The following is a 19168-nucleotide window of genomic DNA, read 5'->3' as shown; positions in this document are numbered from 1 at the left end:
TAAGGTGTTGGCGTTTTCACGGTAACGCACTGAGGCGTGCCCCTAACGTTAACCGGCGATTTTTATAGGGATGTTGCTTTGCAATGCTGGTTGATATAGTCGACATGATTAGGCATTGATTCCACAGAACGTTTGATCACGTCTTGAATGCTGTTCATATAATTCAAAAGAGCGGTTTCATCTAAGGTGTCAACCAGAGGGTGATAGCCATCGGGCACAACATTCTGTCCAAACAAAACAGCCAGCCAACTAACCTCACTAAATAACTCATCACCTTCTCTATACAACCGACCCGTGTGCTTAAAGAGATCTAACTTTTCTTGTAAGCTGTCTGGCACAGACATATTTCGGCAATAGTTCCAAAACTCACTGTCGTCACGTTGAGTCGCCTTGTAATGGGCAATGATAAAGTCTCGAATGGATTCAATTTCTTGAACAGATTGTTGGTTGAACTTATCAATGTTCGTTTGATTAAAGTTTCGATCAGGGAACAACCCGACGAGTTTCGAGATACTAGATTGAATTAGGTGAATGCTGGTTGACTCTAATGGCTCAATAAAGCCACTGGATAGGCCGATCGCAACCACGTTTTTATGCCAAAACTTATTTCGTCGGCCAGTGGTAAATCGCAACTTATTAGGTTCTCCTAACAATTCCCCTTCTAAATCAGCGAGCAAGCTTTTTTCAGCGTCTTCCTGTGACATGAAGCCACTAGAATACACAAGGCCATTACCCACTCGATGTTGCAAAGGAATACGCCATTGCCATCCGGCACTGCGAGCGGTTGAACGCGTGAAAGCCTGCGGGGCTGATGTGGCCGCACACGGAACTGCGACTGCTCGATCGCACGGCAGCCAGTGTGACCAATCTTCGTAACCTACTTCCAACGCTTGTTCGATGAGTAGGCCTCTAAACCCAGAACAATCAATAAACAAATCCGCCGATAAGCACTGCCCGTCCTCTAACTCAACTGACTCAATAAAACCATCAGCCTGGCGCTTATTCACATTTAACACTTTCCCTTCAATACGTACTACGCCTCTGCGTTCAGACTCTCCACGCAAAAAGCGCGCGTATAGTCCGGCATCAAACTGAAAAGCATAGACGATTTGGGCCAACGGTGATTTTTGAATATTTAGGGGCCGAGTAAACTTCCCATTTGGAGCGGCTACACACGCCAAAGCGAAGTCATCAAGCTTTGCATAGTGCCCTTTTTGGTGCATTTTCAACCAATAATGATGAAACGGCAATTGACCTATTGGCGCTCCGAATACGCCAAATGGGTGAATGTATGAATCGCCAATTTTCCCCCAATCATTAAACTCGATTCCCAGTTTAAACGTAGCCTGAGTTTGTTTCATAAACTCATTTTCATCTATTCCAATTAGCTCGTTAAACTTAGCTATTTGGGGAATAGTCGCTTCACCAACGCCGACCGTCCCGATCATTTCAGACTCGACCAAACGAATACGACAATAGTCACTGGGCAATACTTGAGACAAAGCAGCCGCCGTCATCCAACCGGCGGTACCTCCTCCGACAATGACAACATCTTGAATTCTATTCTCTAAAAATTTTTGCATAGACTGGTTTAAGAAGCCTGCCGAATGGCATTTAATAGTTGATCATAATCTGGAAGCTCCGAGACATGCGCCTGGAGCTGCGTTCTAACTCTGACCAATAGATTGTGCAAGTCATCTTGCTCTAAGTGATCGATCAACGCGTCGCTGCGCTTCGGCAAGCAGCCTAATGCACACAAGAGGTTTACCCATTGATGGGGCTCAAGAACATCGTTTTCGTAGAATGCAACACTCCCAATTCCTTCAAATAAGGATAGACGATGACTTAACGACTTTGAAAGCGAGATAGCTCGGCTGCAATGTTGGCTAGCACTAATTACCATCGCATGCGCATCGCGAACATGCCCATATTCTTGCCTGCATACAGTGTTGTATTGCTTAGCAAGCAACGCGTTTTCACCTTTACTCGGATACAATTCTAACCAGCGCTCAATCGCGCTATGGGTGTGATATAAATCAGAGAAGAGTTGATTCCCAGCGTAGCCAGCATTTGCGCCAATGTTCAAGACATTGCCATGCCAAAACTCGGCTCTAATCCGAGGCGGCCGATCCAAAAAATTAACTCTCTGCTCATCAAAATTGGGGCTGAGCTTAGCCGCTAACTCAGAAGCCCCAGCGTCAGTCAAAGAGCGACTACTGAAAGACACACAATGATCAACATGCTTTGCCGAAGAGCAATAGTTATGCGACGCCAACTCTAATTGCTCGAGCGACAATCTAGAATCAGGAGCGCTTCCATCCACACCCTCAATCCACCGTAGTTGCCGGTCATATGAATAATAGTCACCCCAGCTTTCCCAGCCTGTATCTCCGGTTAGCCCAGTACAATCGAATACAAAATCCACCTCCAACGATTGGTTATTGGCTAATGACAATGCTGTCACTAGGGAGAGGTCATTTCGGCTAATACTTCGCACCTTGGAACAAACGTGAGAAACATCACGAGCAAGAACCGCGGTTCGCAATAAATCGATGTATTTCTTCCGACTTACGTTAAACGCGTAGTCCAGTTTCTCCAGAGGAGAATTAGGCTTCGGGTGTGCAAATCTATTTTCCTTGGTTGCCAGGGCGGCAAGATTATAGTCACTTAGCGAAACCAAACCGCCGCCATTTCTATATTTAGCAACGTAATGATGAAATTGGACCCGATCAATCAAATCACCGCTGGGCGAGAACGAAAAGAAATCCTCATCTTGATTTTCTTTCTTCAACGCCACACCATAACTGTATGCGCCGTCCATTTGTCGAATCACGGTTGGTTCATCTATTCCTATCTTACGGTGAAAAGAATGAGCCGACAGACCCATTGGAATAACGCCTCGTGGATCCTCAGGCTCTTCATCGACAACAACAATGCTAATGCCCTGTCCACGCAGACCAACCAGCAAGCGCGCAGCGACTGACCAAGCGTGCTCGTCGCCTCCGATTACCGCAATGCGTTCGATTACATTATTCATAACGCAGTCCCTTAATGGCCATAGAGATTCATCGATGCATTTTTCCACCCATCTTGGCCAGGATCACCGAGTGTTTGCAATGCTTCTACGTGCAGTGGCATGCCGTCAACGACACCGTCAATGTGACTTTTAAGCTCTTGAAGCTTGGTTGCTATCTGCGAGGCTGGCAAACGTTGCACTCTCGGATCTATTGCTTGCGGGCGAACTCGTTGCCCCAAGTACACGGCAATCCAAGACGGTTCTAAGAACAAGCCTTCCTGATACTTAACCACCTGTCCGGTGCTCTTAAACAGATCCATCCTTTCATAGAGCGAATCAGGTAGCTCCATCGTTCTGACGTGATTCCAAAAATCAGTATCATTTCTTTCAGTGGCGTTGTAATGCAAAATCAGAAAGTCTTTTACGCGCTCTATCTCCATCTGCATCACGCGATTAAATTCATTCTCATACAACGAGTCCATTCCTAGATTAGGAAAATACTCAATCAATTTCATGATCCCAAGCTGTATTAAGTGAATGCCTGTCGACTCTAGTGGCTCGAGAAAGCCACCAGATAACCCGATGGCAACGACATTTTTATTCCACATTTTCTTACGTCGACCGGTATTAAATTTTAAGTAGTTTGGCTCCGCCTCTGGCGTGCCATCCAAACCGATCCTTAACGCGTTTTCAGCCTCATCATCACTAATGAAGTCGCTACTATAGACATGCCCATTACCCACACGGTGTTGCAAGGGTATTCGCCATCGCCAACCGCCCTTATCCGCTGTTGCTCGCGTGTACGGTATTGGCGGCTCAATCGAGGAACATGGGATAGCTATCGCTCGATCACACGGAAGCCATTTTTTCCAATGCTCATACCCTGTCTCCAGCGTCTGCTCGATCAACAACCCTCGAAACCCCGAACAATCAATAAACAGATCTCCGGCTATTTCTAAGCCAGAATCAAGCTCGACCGAGGTGATAAAGCCTGACTCACCATCTTGCTTTACTTGGACGACTTTGCCTTCCTGACGAACCAATCCTCGTGGTTCACTATAGTCTCTGAGATACTTTGCGTACAAACCAGCATCAATGTGGTAGGCAAATGAAAATGTGGATTCTAGCGACGAGTCTTGAGCAGGGAACGCAAACTTATTTGCAAGACACATCGCAACCGGCAAAGAGTAATTACCGACATCGCTGGCCAAACCACTGTTTGCCGCATGTTGCCAGTAATGATGAAACGGAATTCCATTAATTGGGCTGCCAAAATCCCCAAAAGGGTGGACATACGAGTCGCCAATTCTGCCCCAGTTTACGAAATCAATCCCAAGTTTATAGGTGGCGTTTACGCGTTGCATAAAATCAGGCTCATCGATACCAAGCCTTTGATTAAAAAATCTAAGATGCGGTAGGGTGGCTTCACCCACACCGACCGTTCCTATTTGCTCGGATTCAATAAGAGTCACCGTGCACGCCGACTTTTCCAACACCTTAATCAATGCCGCCGCGGTCATCCAACCGGCCGTGCCGCCGCCAACAATGACAATTCTCTTAACTGAATCTGTATCTATTTGCATATGAACGTTTTAACAATACCGTGACAAACAAGCAATAGTCACAATGACATTAACAATACTTAAAAAGAACAACAATAGGCAGAGACCCAACGAGTCTACACTAGCACTACAAACATAAAATCTAATGCCCAATAAGAAAAGCCACTCCAAGAGTGCTTGAAGTGGCTTCCCAGACTTAAAGTCCAGCTAACTTAGAACTGACCGCGTACTACAAAAGTAAATCGTCGATCATAAATAAACGAATGGCGCAAAACTCGCGTCTGGCCATCTTCAGCCAAACTTGATGTCACCACTTCGTCTTGAAGCAAGTTACTGCCCTGCAATCCAACCTGCCAAGAATCGTTAACAGTGTAGAATACCGAGCCGTCTAATTGCCCACGACCATCGGCGAAAGTAGGCACACCAGGACCACTACCTGGGCTGTTTACTTCACGAATGGTTAGTAGGTAGTCATCACGCCAGTTATAGGCTAAGCGACCTTCCCATTTTTCGTTCTGAAAAAGGCCAACGATGTTGTACTGCGTTTCAGATAAGCCCTGCAATGGTAAATCAAAGTCCGGTACTGCCGCACGATCTGCATCACTCTGAGAGCCCGATTGCTCTGGTCTTAAGTTCTGTTGAGGCACATTGCTTGGATCAAGATAAGTGAAGTTAAATTGCATTCCCAATCCACTCCAAATACCAGGCAACTCATCAAAAAATTGCTGATAAGAGAACTCTAAACCGGAAAGGCTGGCGTCATCAATATTAATCGGCTGATTTATATTTACTAACTGAGTCACCCCATTACTTGGGTTTGTTACCAAAGTCTCAACGGTATTGTTTGAGAAAAAGTTCTTCATGTCTTTGTGGAAAACACCTAAAGACACGTAGTCAGAATCGTCAAAATAGTACTCTAGCGACAAGTCGATGTTGGTTGATTCGAGAGGCTTGAGGAAGGGATTTCCAGAGCTCTGAGAGAACGAACGCAACGTTGCGGTGTTATTGTCTGCATCAGTCTGGATATTTGAGGAAATATTGTAGTTATACCTCAAGTTGCCCAAGCCTGGAAACGAAATGGCTTTCGATGCAGCAAAACGAACAATCAAGTCTTCATTAAGCTCATACTTGATGTTTAAACTCGGCAACACCGTATCGTATGAACTTTCGGCTGCACGTGTATCTCGAAATCCGTTACCAAAAGCGACAACGTCAGCTGGCAGCAAAGCAGCAGCCAGCCCAGTAATGCTAGGGAAGGTTTGACCACCCGTGACCGTTGTATCCAGGTTCACGTAGCGCAGGCCCACATTACCATCTAATCGTCTTTCACCGTCAATACCAAAGTTCAAGCGAGCGTAAAAGGCGGTATTTTCTTCAACCGTAGAATTGATTTCTGCGTCTGTGTAGAAACCGCCATCTTGGCCTCGATCAGCCAAGTCTGCAACATGGCGTTGCCCACCAAATGCCGCCAAAAAGTTATCAAAGCTCGTCACTAAACTCGGATCCGCGAAAATGCCGGTTCCGCCAGGAAGACCGCCCACGTTTCCGTTATGGAAATCACCAAATGAGAACGCGCCCGTCTGATCGTTTTGAAAGCCGTTTGCATTTGTACTGCCAGCAAAGGTAGAAACACCACCACGCCAAGTCTCAGAGAGGTTACCCCAGTTGTAGTTCGACCAGCGTGTTGTTTGGTCACGCTCTGAATATCTCGCGCCCACTTCCACAGACTTGAAGAAGTCCATTTCAAGGTCATACTCAGCATCAAGTCTTACCGCAACTTCATCTCCTTCTGACTCTTCGATGTGATCCATCGCCGCACGCCAGAAGTAGTTATTGGGGTCAGAGAAAAATTCCGCATCAGATTGACCCGAACCCTGTGGCGCTAAAAACCTCACCGTCGGAGCATCTGCTTCAGAGAGCAAAATTCGAGTTCCACCACCGACGACGCCGCCGAAAACGGAAAGATCTAACACGTCTGTTGTTGAATCCACGTACTGAAAATCAGCCTTTAAGGCCAGTCTTTCAGTTGGTTGAAAGCCAAAATTCAGAGAAAATTCTTCGGTTTGCTTGTTACCTGTTTGAGCTCTCGTTTGTGGACCTAGGCCGCCGGCAACACCTTCGATTGTGCCACCAACAAAACGGTTACCGCTGAACACGGCGTCTGACCCAACAGATCCACCAGCATCGTCTGAGAAAAACGCATACTCTAGCCAGTTATTATCAGAATCAGAGCTTATGTATTCTGCCAATACCGAAAACGTTTTATCGGTATTCTCGTACTGCAATGCCGCCGAGATACCTTCGCGCTTACGATTAGTTGACGTCGTTCGAATCCCAGCATTGATCGGCGCGAAACGCCCTTGATCATCTTGCGTGTGAAAGCCAAATTGAGCACCATCAGAGCGAAAATCCAAATCGGAATTCGCGTAGCTTAAAAGAACGCCGACTTCCCCGCTTGAGACCTCAAAACGGTCGCTGTAAAGACCCGAGATAGACGGCGTTACTTCACCTTCTAGATCGCCATAATTTGCTTGCGCTGAAAAATTAAGAATTCGCTCTTCAGAATCAAACGGCTTACGTGTGTTCAGGTTAATTGTGCCGGAAATACCACCTTCAACCATGTCGGCGGTGTGATTTTTGAAAATTTCAACACTGCCAAGCAGTTCAGGCGACACATCTTGAAAGGACAATCCCCTTCCTGAGTCTGCAGAAAAAGTATCGCGGCCATTGAATTCAGACCGAGTATTAGGCAGGCCACGTAACGTTACACCAGAACCTTCAGTGGAAAAGTGATCAGGGTCAGTTGGTGCTGCGAAGCGCTCAATTGAGACACCTGGAACTCGTTGCAATGCTTCTAAAACCGAAACATCTGGTAAAGCCCCTAAATCAGAGGCCGAAATGGCATCAACATGGGTATCAGCATTTTTCTTGATATCCTGAGCGGTTTTCAGACTGGATCTAACACCATAGACGGTTACTTCTTCTAACACGTCACCGTCAGTAGCAGGTTCATTAGATTCGGTTTGAGCCCAGGACGCGGGTTGAATGGCTGCGCCAACACACATGGCGAGCAAGGTTTTTTTGAGTGGGTGCTTCATAGAGGAGCGTCCACTATTAGTCATAGATATGCACTTAGTCATTATCTAATCTCCTTCTTAAACGGTTTTTTTTATTGACGCAGTTTGGCCTTCTTACTTTATGGCAACCGTTTACCATTTGACACGAGTAAAGATAATCTCAACTGCCATTATCGACCCGAGTAATGATTTTGGAATTACTTCTTCAGCTCTTTTTGGCTGATTTTATTCTCCATCCAGTTGCGCGAGGTTCTTTTGCATCACGCTTAGTAACTTTTTAGCTACTTAACACAACCTTATGACAATATTTTAATCGTGTCACCTATTTTTTTGTAAATATATTTCATCGTCCACGCCTATAAATCACAACAAGATAATGAATGTGCATTTAATTCAGCCACTTACATCATTTAGACTAGAGCTGTCTTTTTTGGCTGTTTCGCAATTTATGTAAAAATATGTCAAAAAACAGGTCCTATTTCACCAAAATTGATCGTAAATAGACTAACGTACGACTAATTGTGAAATAAAATTACAATAATTGTGTTTCTCTTTCTTCCTTAATCGGACCGTACGATCAATGAACATCGCCACCAAGACAAAAGAAAACTCGCGCGCTAACACGACAGCTATTTCTCAAAATCCAAACTTCACGAGCCTTAACTGTGCACTTAAAACGCGCGGTGAGGGTCCGATTTAAAGCAATCTTTGAGCAATTAAGTCCGCACAATTTTTCGGAACGTTAGATTAAGCCGAGCATCAGCATGAGCCCTTTTGGGCACTTGGTGCTGCCAAAAATCTTGGGTCGACCCGGACATCATCAACAGGCTACCAGAAGCCAATTTAAGACGATGTTGTAGCGCATGATTGGATTTAGAACGCAGGTGGAAGTCGCGAGCAGCCCCTAAACTCAATGAAGCGATAACAGGTTTTGCGCCCAGTTCTTGCTCGTCATCCGAATGCCACCCGTTAGAATCTCGCCCATCTCGATAATAATTAATTAAAACGCTATTAAATGTCTCGCCTGTTGCAGCTTCGATTTTCAGTTTGATTTCTAATGGCAAAGCTTGCCAAGGGTGCGGCCGCATAGTCTGCCCAGAATAGGAATATGACATCCACGACTCTCCCATCCAGCAGCTCAACCTGGGAGTGAGGTGGCGCTTGCCATAGACTGTGACTGTGTCCTGTTGCCAATGGGTGGTCTGGAGAAGCTCTTCAAACCACGTGTTGGCAACATTACTAGCAACGAATCTTGGCTGGTAGAAAGCCTCCAGACCATCACCATCAAGGGTGACCGCCTGATGAACACCGTCAAGAGAAAACAAATCGTCTTGGTGAGTTGGAGTAAGCATACAAAATGTGAGTTATTTTTTAGGTGTCTAGCCTATAATCTCATTACTATATCGACAATAGAATTAAAGAGTAAAGCATGCAATTTAACGGCAGTGATAATTACATTTCAACGGCAGACTTAAGTTTGGCCGTGAATTCATCCATCATTCTTCAACGACCACTGTTAATAAAAGGTGAACCGGGTACCGGTAAAACAATGCTGGCAGAAGAAGTAGCCGAAACACTAGGCAAACGGTTGATTCAATGGCACATCAAATCCAGCACCAAGGCTCAACAGGGTTTATACGAATACGACGCCGTGTCACGCCTACGTGATTCCCAACTTGGTGATGGCGATGTAAGCGACATTTCGAATTACATCAAAAAAGGGAAACTTTGGGAGGCATTTGAAGCCGATGAACAAGTCGTGTTGCTGATAGATGAAATCGACAAGGCAGACATCGAATTTCCGAATGATTTGTTAGTTGAAATCGACAAGATGGAATTCTTTGTTTACGAAACTGGCGAGACAATTAGAGCCAAACATCGGCCTATCATTATTATAACAAGCAATAATGAGAAAGAATTGCCAGACGCATTCTTACGTCGCTGCTTTTTTCACTTCATCAATTTTCCAGACCGAACCACGATGGAACAAATTGTCGACGTACACCACCCAGACGCAAAGAAAACGTTAGTAAAGGAGGCCTTGGATGTGTTTTTTGAAGTTAGATCAATTCCGGGCATGAAGAAGAAACCTTCAACATCAGAGCTGATAGATTGGTTAAAGCTGTTGATGGCTGACGATATTCCAGACGACATATTAAAAGACAGAGATAACCACAAAGCCATACCTCCGCTTTACGGGGCCCTGCTTAAAAACGAACAAGATGTGCAGTTGTTAGAGCGCCTAGCGTTCATGCATCGCCGTGAAACTCGAAACCAATAAACGATAGCTTAATTATGCTGCTTAATTTTTTCGATTCACTTCGGCATCAAGGGCTTCCGGTAACATTCCGGGAGCTCTCTGATCTTATTACCGCTTTAGAACACAAAATCGTGTTCGCAGATATAGAGCAATTTTATTACCTTGCTCGAACGTGCATGGTTAAGGACGAAAAAAACTTTGACAAGTTTGACCGCGCGTTTAAGGCTCACTTCACGGAATTAGAAAAACTTGAAGACTTTGTTGAGGCGCTTATTCCAGAAGACTGGTTACGTAACGAGTTCCTAAAAACCCTGACAGAGGAAGAGAAAGCGCAGATAGAAAGCCTTGGCGGTCTGGAGAAATTGATTGAAACCTTTAAAAAGCGTTTGGAAGAACAAAAAGAACGGCATGAGGGTGGCAGTAAATGGATTGGAACAGGAGGAACATCGCCATTTGGTAACAGCGGCTATAACCCCGAAGGCATCAGAGTGGGGGGCGAAGGAGGAGGTAAAAGCGCAGTCAAAGTGTGGGACAGACGAGACTTTAAGGACCTTGACGACAGCATTGAACTTGGAACTCGCAATATTAAGATGGCACTACGGCGTTTACGAAAGTTTGCTAGAACCGGAGCTGAAGAAGAGTTGGATTTAGATGACACAATAAAATCCACTGCCCACAACGCAGGACTTCTTGATATCAAGATGGTTCCAGAGCGCCACAATTCGGTTAAAGTACTGCTTTTATTTGACGTAGGAGGCTCCATGGACCCCTACGTTAAAACCTGCGAAGAACTGTTCAGCGCCGCTCGGATTGAGTTCAAACACATGGAGTATTTCTACTTCCACAATTTTATTTATGATGGGCTGTGGCAAAACAGTGAAATGCGCTACGACGAAGTCACCCCAACCCACGATATATTTCGAAAATACGGCAGCGATTACAAAGTAATTTTTGTCGGTGACGCGGCGATGGCAACCTATGAAATCACGCATTCTGGTGGCAGCATTGATTTCATGAACAAAGAACCAGGCGCCAATTGGTTAAAGCGATTCAATGAACACTACGATAAAATGGTGTGGCTAAACCCAACGCCAAAAGAGTACTGGCAACACACGCACTCGACCCGAATCATCCAAGATTTAATGGACGACAATATGTTCCCATTGAGCCTAAAAGGCATGGAAGAAGCGATGGCGTATTTGAGTAAGTAAAGGACCAAGGTACGGAAAGCGAGATCGTCCTCCTTTTGGGGCAACCCCAATGGAATAGATTCGCTTTCCTAGACTACACGAACAACCAAAGGCAGTTTAAGCCGAAGCCAGTTTTCTGGCTTTTCGACGTTCACTTTGCGCTTTCAATTGATCCACTGAGTAGATGGCCAGCGCAAACCAAATAAAACCGAAAGCCAACAGTTCAGTGGATCCAAAAGGTTCATTGTAGATGAGAACCCCTATCAATAACTGGCATGTTGGTCCTAAGTATTGAGTCATTCCTAATGCCGTCATACTCACTCGCTTTGCGGCAGCGGCGAACAACAAAAGCGGTATCAGGGTAAACAATCCACCCAGTATCAACATGATGCTGGACTGAGCATCATGGGCAAAGCTCCCTGTCCCTTGCACGTCTAAAAACAACAGATATGCGGCTGCAGGTAAAAGAGTAAACAGAGTTTCAATTGCCAAGCCATGCGTCGCAGGCAATGACACTTTCTTCTTCATTACACTGTATAAAGCAAAGGTGATCGCTAAAGACAGGGACACAATCGGCACCCCACCCGTTGCAACAATCATCACGAGAACCCCAAATGCAGCCAGCAGCAAGGCCAATGACTGCCCCTTTCTGAGGGTCTCCCCAAAAAATATCAGTCCGAAAAACACGCTGATAAGCGGATTAATAAAATACCCCAAAGAAGTTTCTACAATGTGGTCGTTATTAACAGCCCAAATAAAAATAGCCCAATTAGTCATCACCAACAAAGAAGCTGCACACAACCTAAGCAGTGTTACTTTATCTTTGAATACAGCAACGAATGCTTTCCACTCCTTCATCGACACGATCAGAGCAACGACGATTAACGCAGCCCATACCATACGGTGCGCAACAATCTCCATACTGGGTATATGGTCTAATTGCTTCCAAAAAATTGGAATAATACCCCACCATAAATAGGCAGACATTGCGTAAATCAGACCCAAATGGTTTTTCATGTCCACTCTAATTATTTAAACTGCTCGGCCGGCTACTGTAAGCGACCCCAAGCCCCATATCAAGGCTTTGCACGATGCTTATTGCACTGTTCGAACTTGATCTTAAGGGCCGTCTACAGAGAGGCCCTTAATAAGCTTTTTTCTAGGCACGCATCAATCGTCAAGCGATTTTTCCACCGGTCTTTTTGCGGATTGCTACGATCGACGGCCTTGGAGGCATCTTCTCATTAAAGTCAGGCCAGCGCGTCGCCGCCGTCTCTACCCTCACCTCACCTGCTCGACCTTTGTCTCCAGGGTGCTGAACAGCGACAAAAAGACTTTCTCCATCATCTGAAAACGCCGGCCCGCACATTTCAGCACCGTCTGGCACTCGGAAAAACATCTTGCCAGTACCGCGCAGTGCTCCTTCAGTTTCAAGCGCCCACAGACCGTCGTTTGTGCCCGTCATAAATGTCTTACTACCTTGATCTGATGACACCCACAATCGACCTTGCGGGTCCACAACCCCATTATCGGGGCTGGCAAACCATCCGTTTTTAGTCGTTTCAGGGCTCCAGTCAGACTGGTGGCTTGGAATATCAGGGTTACCGCACTTAACCACAATATCCCAATACCCTCGCTCGTTTGCGTAATCGTTGTCCAATTCGGTGATCTCGATAATGTGACCAAAGTAATTTTCTGCTCTAGGGTTGGCATGATTTCCTTCACTTCGTTTACTGTTATTGGTCAACATAACGTAAACTTTGCCGGTCTCTTTGTTGGGCACAACATCTTCAGGACGATCCATCGGCGTGGCACCAAGCAGGTCGGCCGCTTTACGCGCATCGATTAACACATCGGCTTGAGACTCAAACGCGGCTTGCAACGGGCCATTATCATGCGTTAATGGCATCCACTCCAAATACCCTTCAGAATAGAACTTTGCGACGTATAAAGTACCTTCATCTAACAAGTCACGATTTGCTCTAGGGCTTTCCATATCCACCGCATCGCGACTCACGAATTTATAAACGTACTCGAACTGTTGATCGTCGCCCATGTAAACGACCAATTGCCCAGAAGGCGCGACGATACACTCACCACCTTCATGCTTAAATCGTCCCAAAGCGGTTCTTTTTTTCGGTTTCGAGTTCGGGTCAAGAGGGTCAATTTCCACGACCCAACCAAAACGATTCGGCTCATTTGGTTCAATTCCAATATCAAAACGTCGATCATGCCCACCCCAATGAGTGTAATCTGTGGGTACATTGTAACGCTTATGATTCTCTGCCTCAGGATGGTTACCAGGAATTTCTCCAGAAAAATGGCCGTTAAAATTCTCCTCACAGGTTAAGTAGGTCCCCCAGGGCGTCATTCCTCCAGCACAGTTATTCATAGTGCCGATTACCGTTTTACCTCTTTTATCTACCGAGGTTTTCATCCTATGATGTCCAGCGGCAGGGCCACTAATGGCTATTTCAGTATCTAACGCCGATATTCTGCGATTGTATTTGGACTTCGTATTTACCGTCCAACTACCATCCTTAAGCCCCACCTCAACGATGGAGTTGCCAACGGCGGCCTGAGTGACTTTAACCTGTTCTTCCGTAATATTTTCATAACCGTCAGCCGGGAAGTCGGGAAACATCAATCCCGCAATAGGGTACTCATGATTCACACACAACAATGCCCTTGCTTGTTGCCCTGACAGCGGTTCCAATGACAAATAGCCAACATAATCGTTGTTGTACCCAAACTGCTTGGATTGCGACTCCGCCGTCTGATTAAGCGGGTCAAATTCTGGAGAATCTTTAAACAATGGATCGCCCCACCGAATCAAGATTTGCGCATCATGATCAGGAGCTACATGGTGATGTTGATCTGCCCCATGCTCAATCTCTTTAAAATCATAACGAGATTTATAAGGATTGTTTTCACGCCATTGATTATCCCGTTCCGCGATGATCTCGGTTTCATCTGAGCCACAACCAGAGAGTTGCGTTAAAGCCGCCGCGCTGCCACCAACCGCTAGGCTCGCTTTTACAAAGCCCCTACGCGAGAAACGACGCTCACACACATCAAAAAAGCTCGCTACCGCGGTTCTATTGGTAATCCGATTATCACCTTGATCATTCATTGTATTTATTCTTCCAAATCAAATTTGTTTATACTGCTTCAATTGCATGACAGCTTGACGACAGTGTCGTGTTTAATTTCACCTATGACAATATTTTAGCGACTCAAAAATGGCTGTTCAAACTCTTTCTTTTCAAGATTACCTTAATCGTTCCACCAAAATTAAGTTTGTGGATCACTTGCAAGAATCATTGAGTGAAACCGGATTTGTGCGCCTCACAGATCATGGGTTGGATTCAGACGTTCTAAATCAAGCCTATGCTCTAACAAAAGAACTGTTTGATTTACCTCTTGAATCGAAGAATACCTATACGTTAAAACAACTCGGATTACGAGGGTACACAGGCTTTGGCAAAGAGCGAGCAAAAGGTCAGACCACTGGAGATCTGAAGGAATTTTGGCATATCGGCAAAGACCTTAACCAAGACAGCCCTTACTTTTTACGCTACCCAAAGAATCTCTGGCCTTCAGAAATCCCTCAATTTCGGCCCCTGTTTTGTCAACTTTTCGCTGCTCTAGAGGAGCTGGCTCTAAACTTACTAAACGCGATTGGAGAAGGCTTCTCTATCCCTAAAGAATACTTCCCATCTCTGATAGAGGACGGCAACTCAGTGCTGAGGTTAATTCATTACCCAGCCGTGAATGGTATGGATACAGCAACGAGGATGAGGGCAGCCGCCCACGCTGACATCAATTTGATGACTTTGCTAGTGGGAGCCACAGACTCAGGCCTGCAGCTTCTGAACAAAGAAGGCAAATGGGTCGACATCGAAACCAACCCCAATGAAATCGTCGTCGACACGGGTGACATGATGGCATTAATCACCGGCAACGCCTTACCGTCTACGGTACACCGAGTCATAAACCCTGATAACAGCCAATCCGCGCGTTATTCAATGCCATTTTTTTTACACCCACACAGCGATGCTAGCTTGGGCAGACTGGCCGAATTTGGTGGTTCGAACGACAGTAAAGCAATCACCGCCGACCAATTTTTAAATCAACGGCTATCCGAAAACGGTTTAAAGTAAAAAGCAAATCGTGGAGACTAGATGGGTGGCTATCGCACTTCAGCCCTTGACTTGCCTCACATTATCGAAATATAAAATCCGGCTATCGCCGCGCTCATTAGGTTAGCCATAAACCCAGCGGCAACGGCCCTAAGCCCCATTTGAGCAACATCACTGCGCCGATCAGGTGCAATGGTGGCTAAGCCCCCTAAAATAATGGCTATCGATGAAAAATTCGCAAAACCACAAAGCGCGAAACTGACGACTGCTTGAGAATGCGCTCCTAACAATTCCTTTTGCTGCCCAAAATCAATGAACGCAATAAATTCATTCAACACCAGCTTCTGTCCAATCAAGCTTCCTGCCACACCACTTTCGGCCCACGGCACTCCGAGCAAAAACGCAACGGGCTTAAACACCCAACCGAAAATCGCTTGAAGCGTCAAATCCGGGCAGTCTATCAGCCCACCAAACCAACCAAGCAGGCCATTGATCATCGCTATTAAAGCAACAAACGCAATGAGCATTGCGCCTATATTTACGGCCAAATTTAACCCATTGGTCGCCCCGCCTGCGGCTGCATCTATCACGTTCACGTATTGGTCGTGCTCAGCTTGCATCACCTCTTGATCGTTCACAACGACCTGCTCTCGTTCAGGCATGATCAATTTGGCCATTAAAAAACCGCCTGGCGCCGCCATGAAACTCGCTGTAATTAAGTATTTCATTTCCACGCCGAGCGCCACGTAGCCCGCCAGAACTGACCCCGCGACGGTGGCCATTCCACCTACCATAACGGCAAAAAGCTCTGAACGAGTCATCCCTGCCACGTAGGGCTTAATAACCATTGGGGCTTCGGTCTGACTGACAAAAATATTTGCCGTCGCCGACAACGACTCTGCGCGGCTCGTTCCCAACAGTTTTTGCAGAGCGCCACCGATGATGCGAATAACCCACCCCATGATCCCCAAGTAATACAAAGCGGAGATCAAGGCGGAGAAAAAGATAATGATGGGCAGCACTTGAAACGCAAAGATAAACCCCACCTTTCCTGCTCCAACATCACCAAATAGAAATGCAATCCCTGACTGTCCATATTGAAGAACTCCCGATACAGCGCCTGACACCGTTTCCAATACGGCTCGACCAAACGGCGCATACAAAGCAAACCCGGCAATTAGGAACTGTAACCCAAAGGCTGCCCCCACAGTCCTAATACTAATGGTGGTTCTTGATGTTGAAATAAGCACTGCAATTAAGAAAAAAACCGCCATTCCAATGATGGTGATGAGAGTTGTCATTATATTTTCCTTTTCAAAAGGTAACGGATTTACGTTAAGTCGCGCAACGAAGAGCGAATGCTTTGTTTGACCATTTCGATAGCAACTCGGTTTTTACCGCCACCCGTTACGACAACGTCAGCTTGCTGCTTACTTGGTTCAATAAATTCGTGATACATCGGTCTTACAGTTGCTTCGTATTGCTTTGCAACCGACTGCAAACTGCGCCCTCGCTCATTGACATCTCGTTCAATTCTTCGCAACAAACAAATATCGAGCGGCGTATCAATGAAAACCTTAATATCAAAGCTGTCGCATAAATCTGGGTCGGCCAACAACAAAATCCCTTCTACTAAGATCACATTCGCCGTATTAACCTGTCGAACGACACTCGATCGCGTGTGCTCTTCGTAATCATAGGTAGGCACCTCTACTGAGTGACCTTGCTTTAACTGCTTTAAATGTTCATTGAGCAACTCATGATCAAAGGCACGCGGGTGATCGTAATTGGTTTGCTCTCGAATCTTTATCGGCAAATGACTTTGATCACGGTAATAGCCATCCTCCTCCAACACCGCCAAGGAGTCTTGCGAAAACTCAGCGCACAACTCCTCTACCACGGTCCTGGTAAACAAAGTTTTGCCAGAAGCCGATGCTCCAGCAATAGCAATTACAGGTCTTTTCAACACAAATCCTCAAGGCTCGCCTGTGTGCGAGTAGATCTAACAGTAAATTTCACAAAGTGTACTGTATTTCTGGTTAAAGTAGAGCCTATCAATCTCTCATTTCACGACAAAAATGCACCACGCTTAGTGGATTTTTCCTGAAACACCAATCCCTCTGGGATCAGAGGCAGCATCTAACTCACCATTTCGATAATCAATCAGCTGCACGTCTCCAAACTCCCAACCATGAGGTTTCACCCGATACCCTCTTTTCTCCAGATCCGTAATAGCTTTCTCCGACAAGGGAATACTGACGCTCATCGTAATCAAGTCATGAGGCAACAATTGGTGATGAAACCGACTTGCGGACACGGCTTCATTGGCCGACATACCATTATCAACGACATTAACAATCGCCTGAAACACCGAGGTGAATATGGTGGACCCACCAGGCGTTCCAACAACCATTTCGACCTCACCGCCTCTCAATAAAATGGTGGGCGACATCGAAGACAGCATCCTCTTCCCTGGCTGTATCGAATTTGCAGCACCTCCAACCACGCCGTAAATATTGGCAACGCCTGGCTTGATGCTGAAATCATCCATTTGATTATTCAGTAAAAACCCACCGCCCTCTACAACAACCCCACTCCCATAGTTCCAATTTAAAGTGTAGGTATTGGAAACCGCGTTTCCCCATTTATCTACGATTGAAAAATGGGTCGTATTGGGTGACTCCAACCCAGGCCGTACCGAATCAGGCTGGCTAATGCTATCAAAGGCGACCTCCGATACTCGTTGTTGGATATACTCTTCACTGATCAGTTTGATCACAGGCACATTAACAAAGTCCGGATCACCGAAATATTCTGCTCGGTCTGAAAATACTCGCTTTTCCATTTCGGCTATCAAATGTATATATTGGGCCGAATTTGGCTGCAAAGATGCAAACTCCGCATCCAACATCTCCTTCATTTTAAGTAACTGAATAACAGCAAAACCGCCAGAACTGGGAGGCGGAGCCGACACCACGTCATAACCACGCCAATTAGCTTTAAGAGGCGAACGCCAGATCGGTTTGTAATCGGCCAAATCTGTCTTACTTAGCAGCCCACCGTTACGGTCCGATTGCTCGGTGATTAATGTGGCTGTTTCACCAAAATAAAACCCATCTTTACCCTTAGTCGAAATGCGCTCCAATACTTTTGCTAACTCAGGCTGTTTAAACAACCCGCCGTCAGCCATACCCCCAAAATACTCAGAAAAATTAGTGCGATCGCCAAACCATTCCATATTTTCGGGGATCGCTTGCGCTTTTTTAGGGTGAACTTGAAAGCCATTCTTAGCATAGGCAATCGCCGGTCCGACTAATTCAGCCCAAGGCTTGCTGCCAAATCGTTGGTGCGCCGCCCAAAGGCCAGCAACGGTGCCGGGCACACCCGCCGCACGAGCGCCAATCAAGCTTTCTTTGTCGCGAACTTCGCCCTTGGCATTTAAGTACATATCCGCACTGGCAGCCGCGGGAGCCACTTCTCGATAGTCTAAAAACAAATTCTGATCATTCATGCGAGCAAGCATAAACCCACCACCACCAATGTTTCCGGCTTCTGGAAACGTGACGGCAAGTACAAACGCTGCAGCGACTGACGCGTCAATCACATTGCCCCCGCTCTCAAGCACATCGACCACGGCTTGTGCGGAATACTTATCTGGCATGGCGTAGGCTGCTGTTTTGGTTGCTTGATTTAAATCGTCGAAACTCACGCACGCTGTAATCATCAAGCTCATTGCAACTGCGGCTAACGTCGAAAAAAGTTTTATTACATCTTGTCTAATTTTTGTCATAAAATTGCAACGTTATTTTTCTAAGGTATCAAACATACGCATCTTACGTAAAATGACAAGTCGTTTGTCCTTGATCAGCCAGCCCTACCCTACGAGCACCGAAACAACCAGAAATGGAGGATTCAGGTTCT

The 19168-nt window shown here is 46.0% G+C and carries 13 protein-coding genes; 3 read left to right on the top strand and 10 right to left on the bottom strand.

What is annotated here, in order from left to right; translation table 11 throughout:
* Positions 1–62: 62 nt before the first annotated feature.
* From ABWW54_RS08395 to ABWW54_RS08375, 5 genes are all read right to left on the bottom strand, one after another.
* Positions 63–1583 (bottom strand): tryptophan halogenase family protein, encoded by a 1521-nt coding sequence (locus ABWW54_RS08395; RefSeq protein WP_353411799.1) that lies wholly within the window; start codon positions 1581–1583, stop codon positions 63–65.
* 8 nt (positions 1584–1591) lie between these two features.
* The gene (locus ABWW54_RS08390; RefSeq protein WP_353411798.1) at positions 1592–3037 is read right to left on the bottom strand and encodes a tryptophan 7-halogenase; all 1446 of its coding nucleotides are present in this window, start codon (positions 3035–3037) and stop codon (positions 1592–1594) included.
* A gap of 11 nt (positions 3038–3048) precedes the next feature.
* Positions 3049–4599: a tryptophan halogenase family protein gene (locus ABWW54_RS08385; protein ID WP_353411797.1), complete on the bottom strand. Its 1551-nt coding sequence runs from the start codon at positions 4597–4599 to the stop codon at positions 3049–3051.
* Between the two features lie 191 nt (positions 4600–4790).
* Entirely contained in the window at positions 4791–7676 is a 2886-nt protein-coding gene (locus ABWW54_RS08380) for a TonB-dependent receptor (protein ID WP_353411796.1), read from the bottom strand.
* 695 nt (positions 7677–8371) lie between these two features.
* Positions 8372–9007, bottom strand: a complete 636-nt coding sequence (locus tag ABWW54_RS08375) for an alpha-ketoglutarate-dependent dioxygenase AlkB family protein (RefSeq protein WP_353411795.1) — start codon at positions 9005–9007, stop codon at positions 8372–8374.
* A 77-nt stretch (positions 9008–9084) separates the two neighbouring features.
* Here ABWW54_RS08375 and ABWW54_RS08370 point away from each other — a divergent pair, with 77 nt between their 5' ends.
* Both ABWW54_RS08370 and ABWW54_RS08365 read left to right on the top strand, forming a co-directional pair.
* Complete coding sequence (locus tag ABWW54_RS08370; RefSeq protein WP_353411794.1) at positions 9085–9936, top strand: AAA family ATPase; 852 nt, start codon at positions 9085–9087, stop codon at positions 9934–9936.
* Between the two features lie 14 nt (positions 9937–9950).
* Positions 9951–11126: a vWA domain-containing protein gene (locus ABWW54_RS08365; RefSeq protein ID WP_353411793.1), complete on the top strand. Its 1176-nt coding sequence runs from the start codon at positions 9951–9953 to the stop codon at positions 11124–11126.
* A gap of 96 nt (positions 11127–11222) precedes the next feature.
* On the opposite strand, the gene rarD is transcribed toward ABWW54_RS08365, so the two are convergent.
* Positions 11223–12122, bottom strand: a complete 900-nt coding sequence (rarD, locus tag ABWW54_RS08360; protein WP_353411792.1) for an EamA family transporter RarD — start codon at positions 12120–12122, stop codon at positions 11223–11225.
* 160 nt (positions 12123–12282) lie between these two features.
* Entirely contained in the window at positions 12283–14238 is a 1956-nt protein-coding gene (locus ABWW54_RS08355) for a PhoX family protein (protein ID WP_353411791.1), read from the bottom strand.
* Between the two features lie 109 nt (positions 14239–14347).
* On the opposite strand from ABWW54_RS08355, the gene ABWW54_RS08350 reads away from it, so the two are divergent.
* Complete coding sequence (locus ABWW54_RS08350) at positions 14348–15268, top strand: isopenicillin N synthase family dioxygenase (protein ID WP_353411790.1); 921 nt, start codon at positions 14348–14350, stop codon at positions 15266–15268.
* A 56-nt stretch (positions 15269–15324) separates the two neighbouring features.
* Here the strand turns inward: ABWW54_RS08350 and ABWW54_RS08345 are convergent, their stop codons facing one another.
* From ABWW54_RS08345 to ggt, 3 genes are all read right to left on the bottom strand, one after another.
* On the bottom strand, positions 15325–16548 hold the full coding sequence (locus ABWW54_RS08345; protein ID WP_353411789.1) for a NupC/NupG family nucleoside CNT transporter: 1224 nt from the start codon (positions 16546–16548) through the stop codon (positions 15325–15327).
* A gap of 29 nt (positions 16549–16577) precedes the next feature.
* On the bottom strand, positions 16578–17213 hold the full coding sequence (gene udk, locus ABWW54_RS08340) for a uridine kinase (RefSeq protein ID WP_353411788.1): 636 nt from the start codon (positions 17211–17213) through the stop codon (positions 16578–16580).
* Between the two features lie 123 nt (positions 17214–17336).
* On the bottom strand, positions 17337–18980 hold the full coding sequence (gene ggt, locus ABWW54_RS08335; RefSeq protein ID WP_502907790.1) for a gamma-glutamyltransferase: 1644 nt from the start codon (positions 18978–18980) through the stop codon (positions 17337–17339).
* Positions 18981–19168 lie beyond the last annotated feature (188 nt).

Source organism: Arenicella sp. 4NH20-0111 (assembly GCF_040366405.1).
Lineage (GTDB): Bacteria > Pseudomonadota > Gammaproteobacteria > Arenicellales > Arenicellaceae > Arenicella.
Note: the sequence above shows the minus strand (reverse complement) of the source record. Positions and strands in the feature narration are given on the sequence as shown.

Bases quoted from the DNA above. Each gene is read 5' to 3' on its own strand.
- ABWW54_RS08395 (WP_353411799.1), bottom strand. From the start codon at position 1,583: ATGCAAAAATTTTTAGAGAATAGAATTCAAGATGTTGTCATTGTCGGA.
- ABWW54_RS08390 (WP_353411798.1), bottom strand. From the start codon at position 3,037: ATGAATAATGTAATCGAACGCATTGCGGTAATCGGAGGCGACGAGCAC.
- ABWW54_RS08385 (WP_353411797.1), bottom strand. From the start codon at position 4,599: ATGCAAATAGATACAGATTCAGTTAAGAGAATTGTCATTGTTGGCGGC.
- ABWW54_RS08380 (WP_353411796.1), bottom strand. From the start codon at position 7,676: ATGAAGCACCCACTCAAAAAAACCTTGCTCGCCATGTGTGTTGGCGCA.
- ABWW54_RS08375 (WP_353411795.1), bottom strand. From the start codon at position 9,007: ATGCTTACTCCAACTCACCAAGACGATTTGTTTTCTCTTGACGGTGTT.
- ABWW54_RS08370 (WP_353411794.1), top strand. From the start codon at position 9,085: ATGCAATTTAACGGCAGTGATAATTACATTTCAACGGCAGACTTAAGT.
- ABWW54_RS08365 (WP_353411793.1), top strand. From the start codon at position 9,951: ATGCTGCTTAATTTTTTCGATTCACTTCGGCATCAAGGGCTTCCGGTA.
- rarD (WP_353411792.1), bottom strand. From the start codon at position 12,122: ATGAAAAACCATTTGGGTCTGATTTACGCAATGTCTGCCTATTTATGG.
- ABWW54_RS08355 (WP_353411791.1), bottom strand. From the start codon at position 14,238: ATGAATGATCAAGGTGATAATCGGATTACCAATAGAACCGCGGTAGCG.
- ABWW54_RS08350 (WP_353411790.1), top strand. From the start codon at position 14,348: ATGGCTGTTCAAACTCTTTCTTTTCAAGATTACCTTAATCGTTCCACC.
- ABWW54_RS08345 (WP_353411789.1), bottom strand. From the start codon at position 16,548: ATGACAACTCTCATCACCATCATTGGAATGGCGGTTTTTTTCTTAATT.
- ggt (WP_502907790.1), bottom strand. From the start codon at position 18,980: ATGAGCTTGATGATTACAGCGTGCGTGAGTTTCGACGATTTAAATCAA.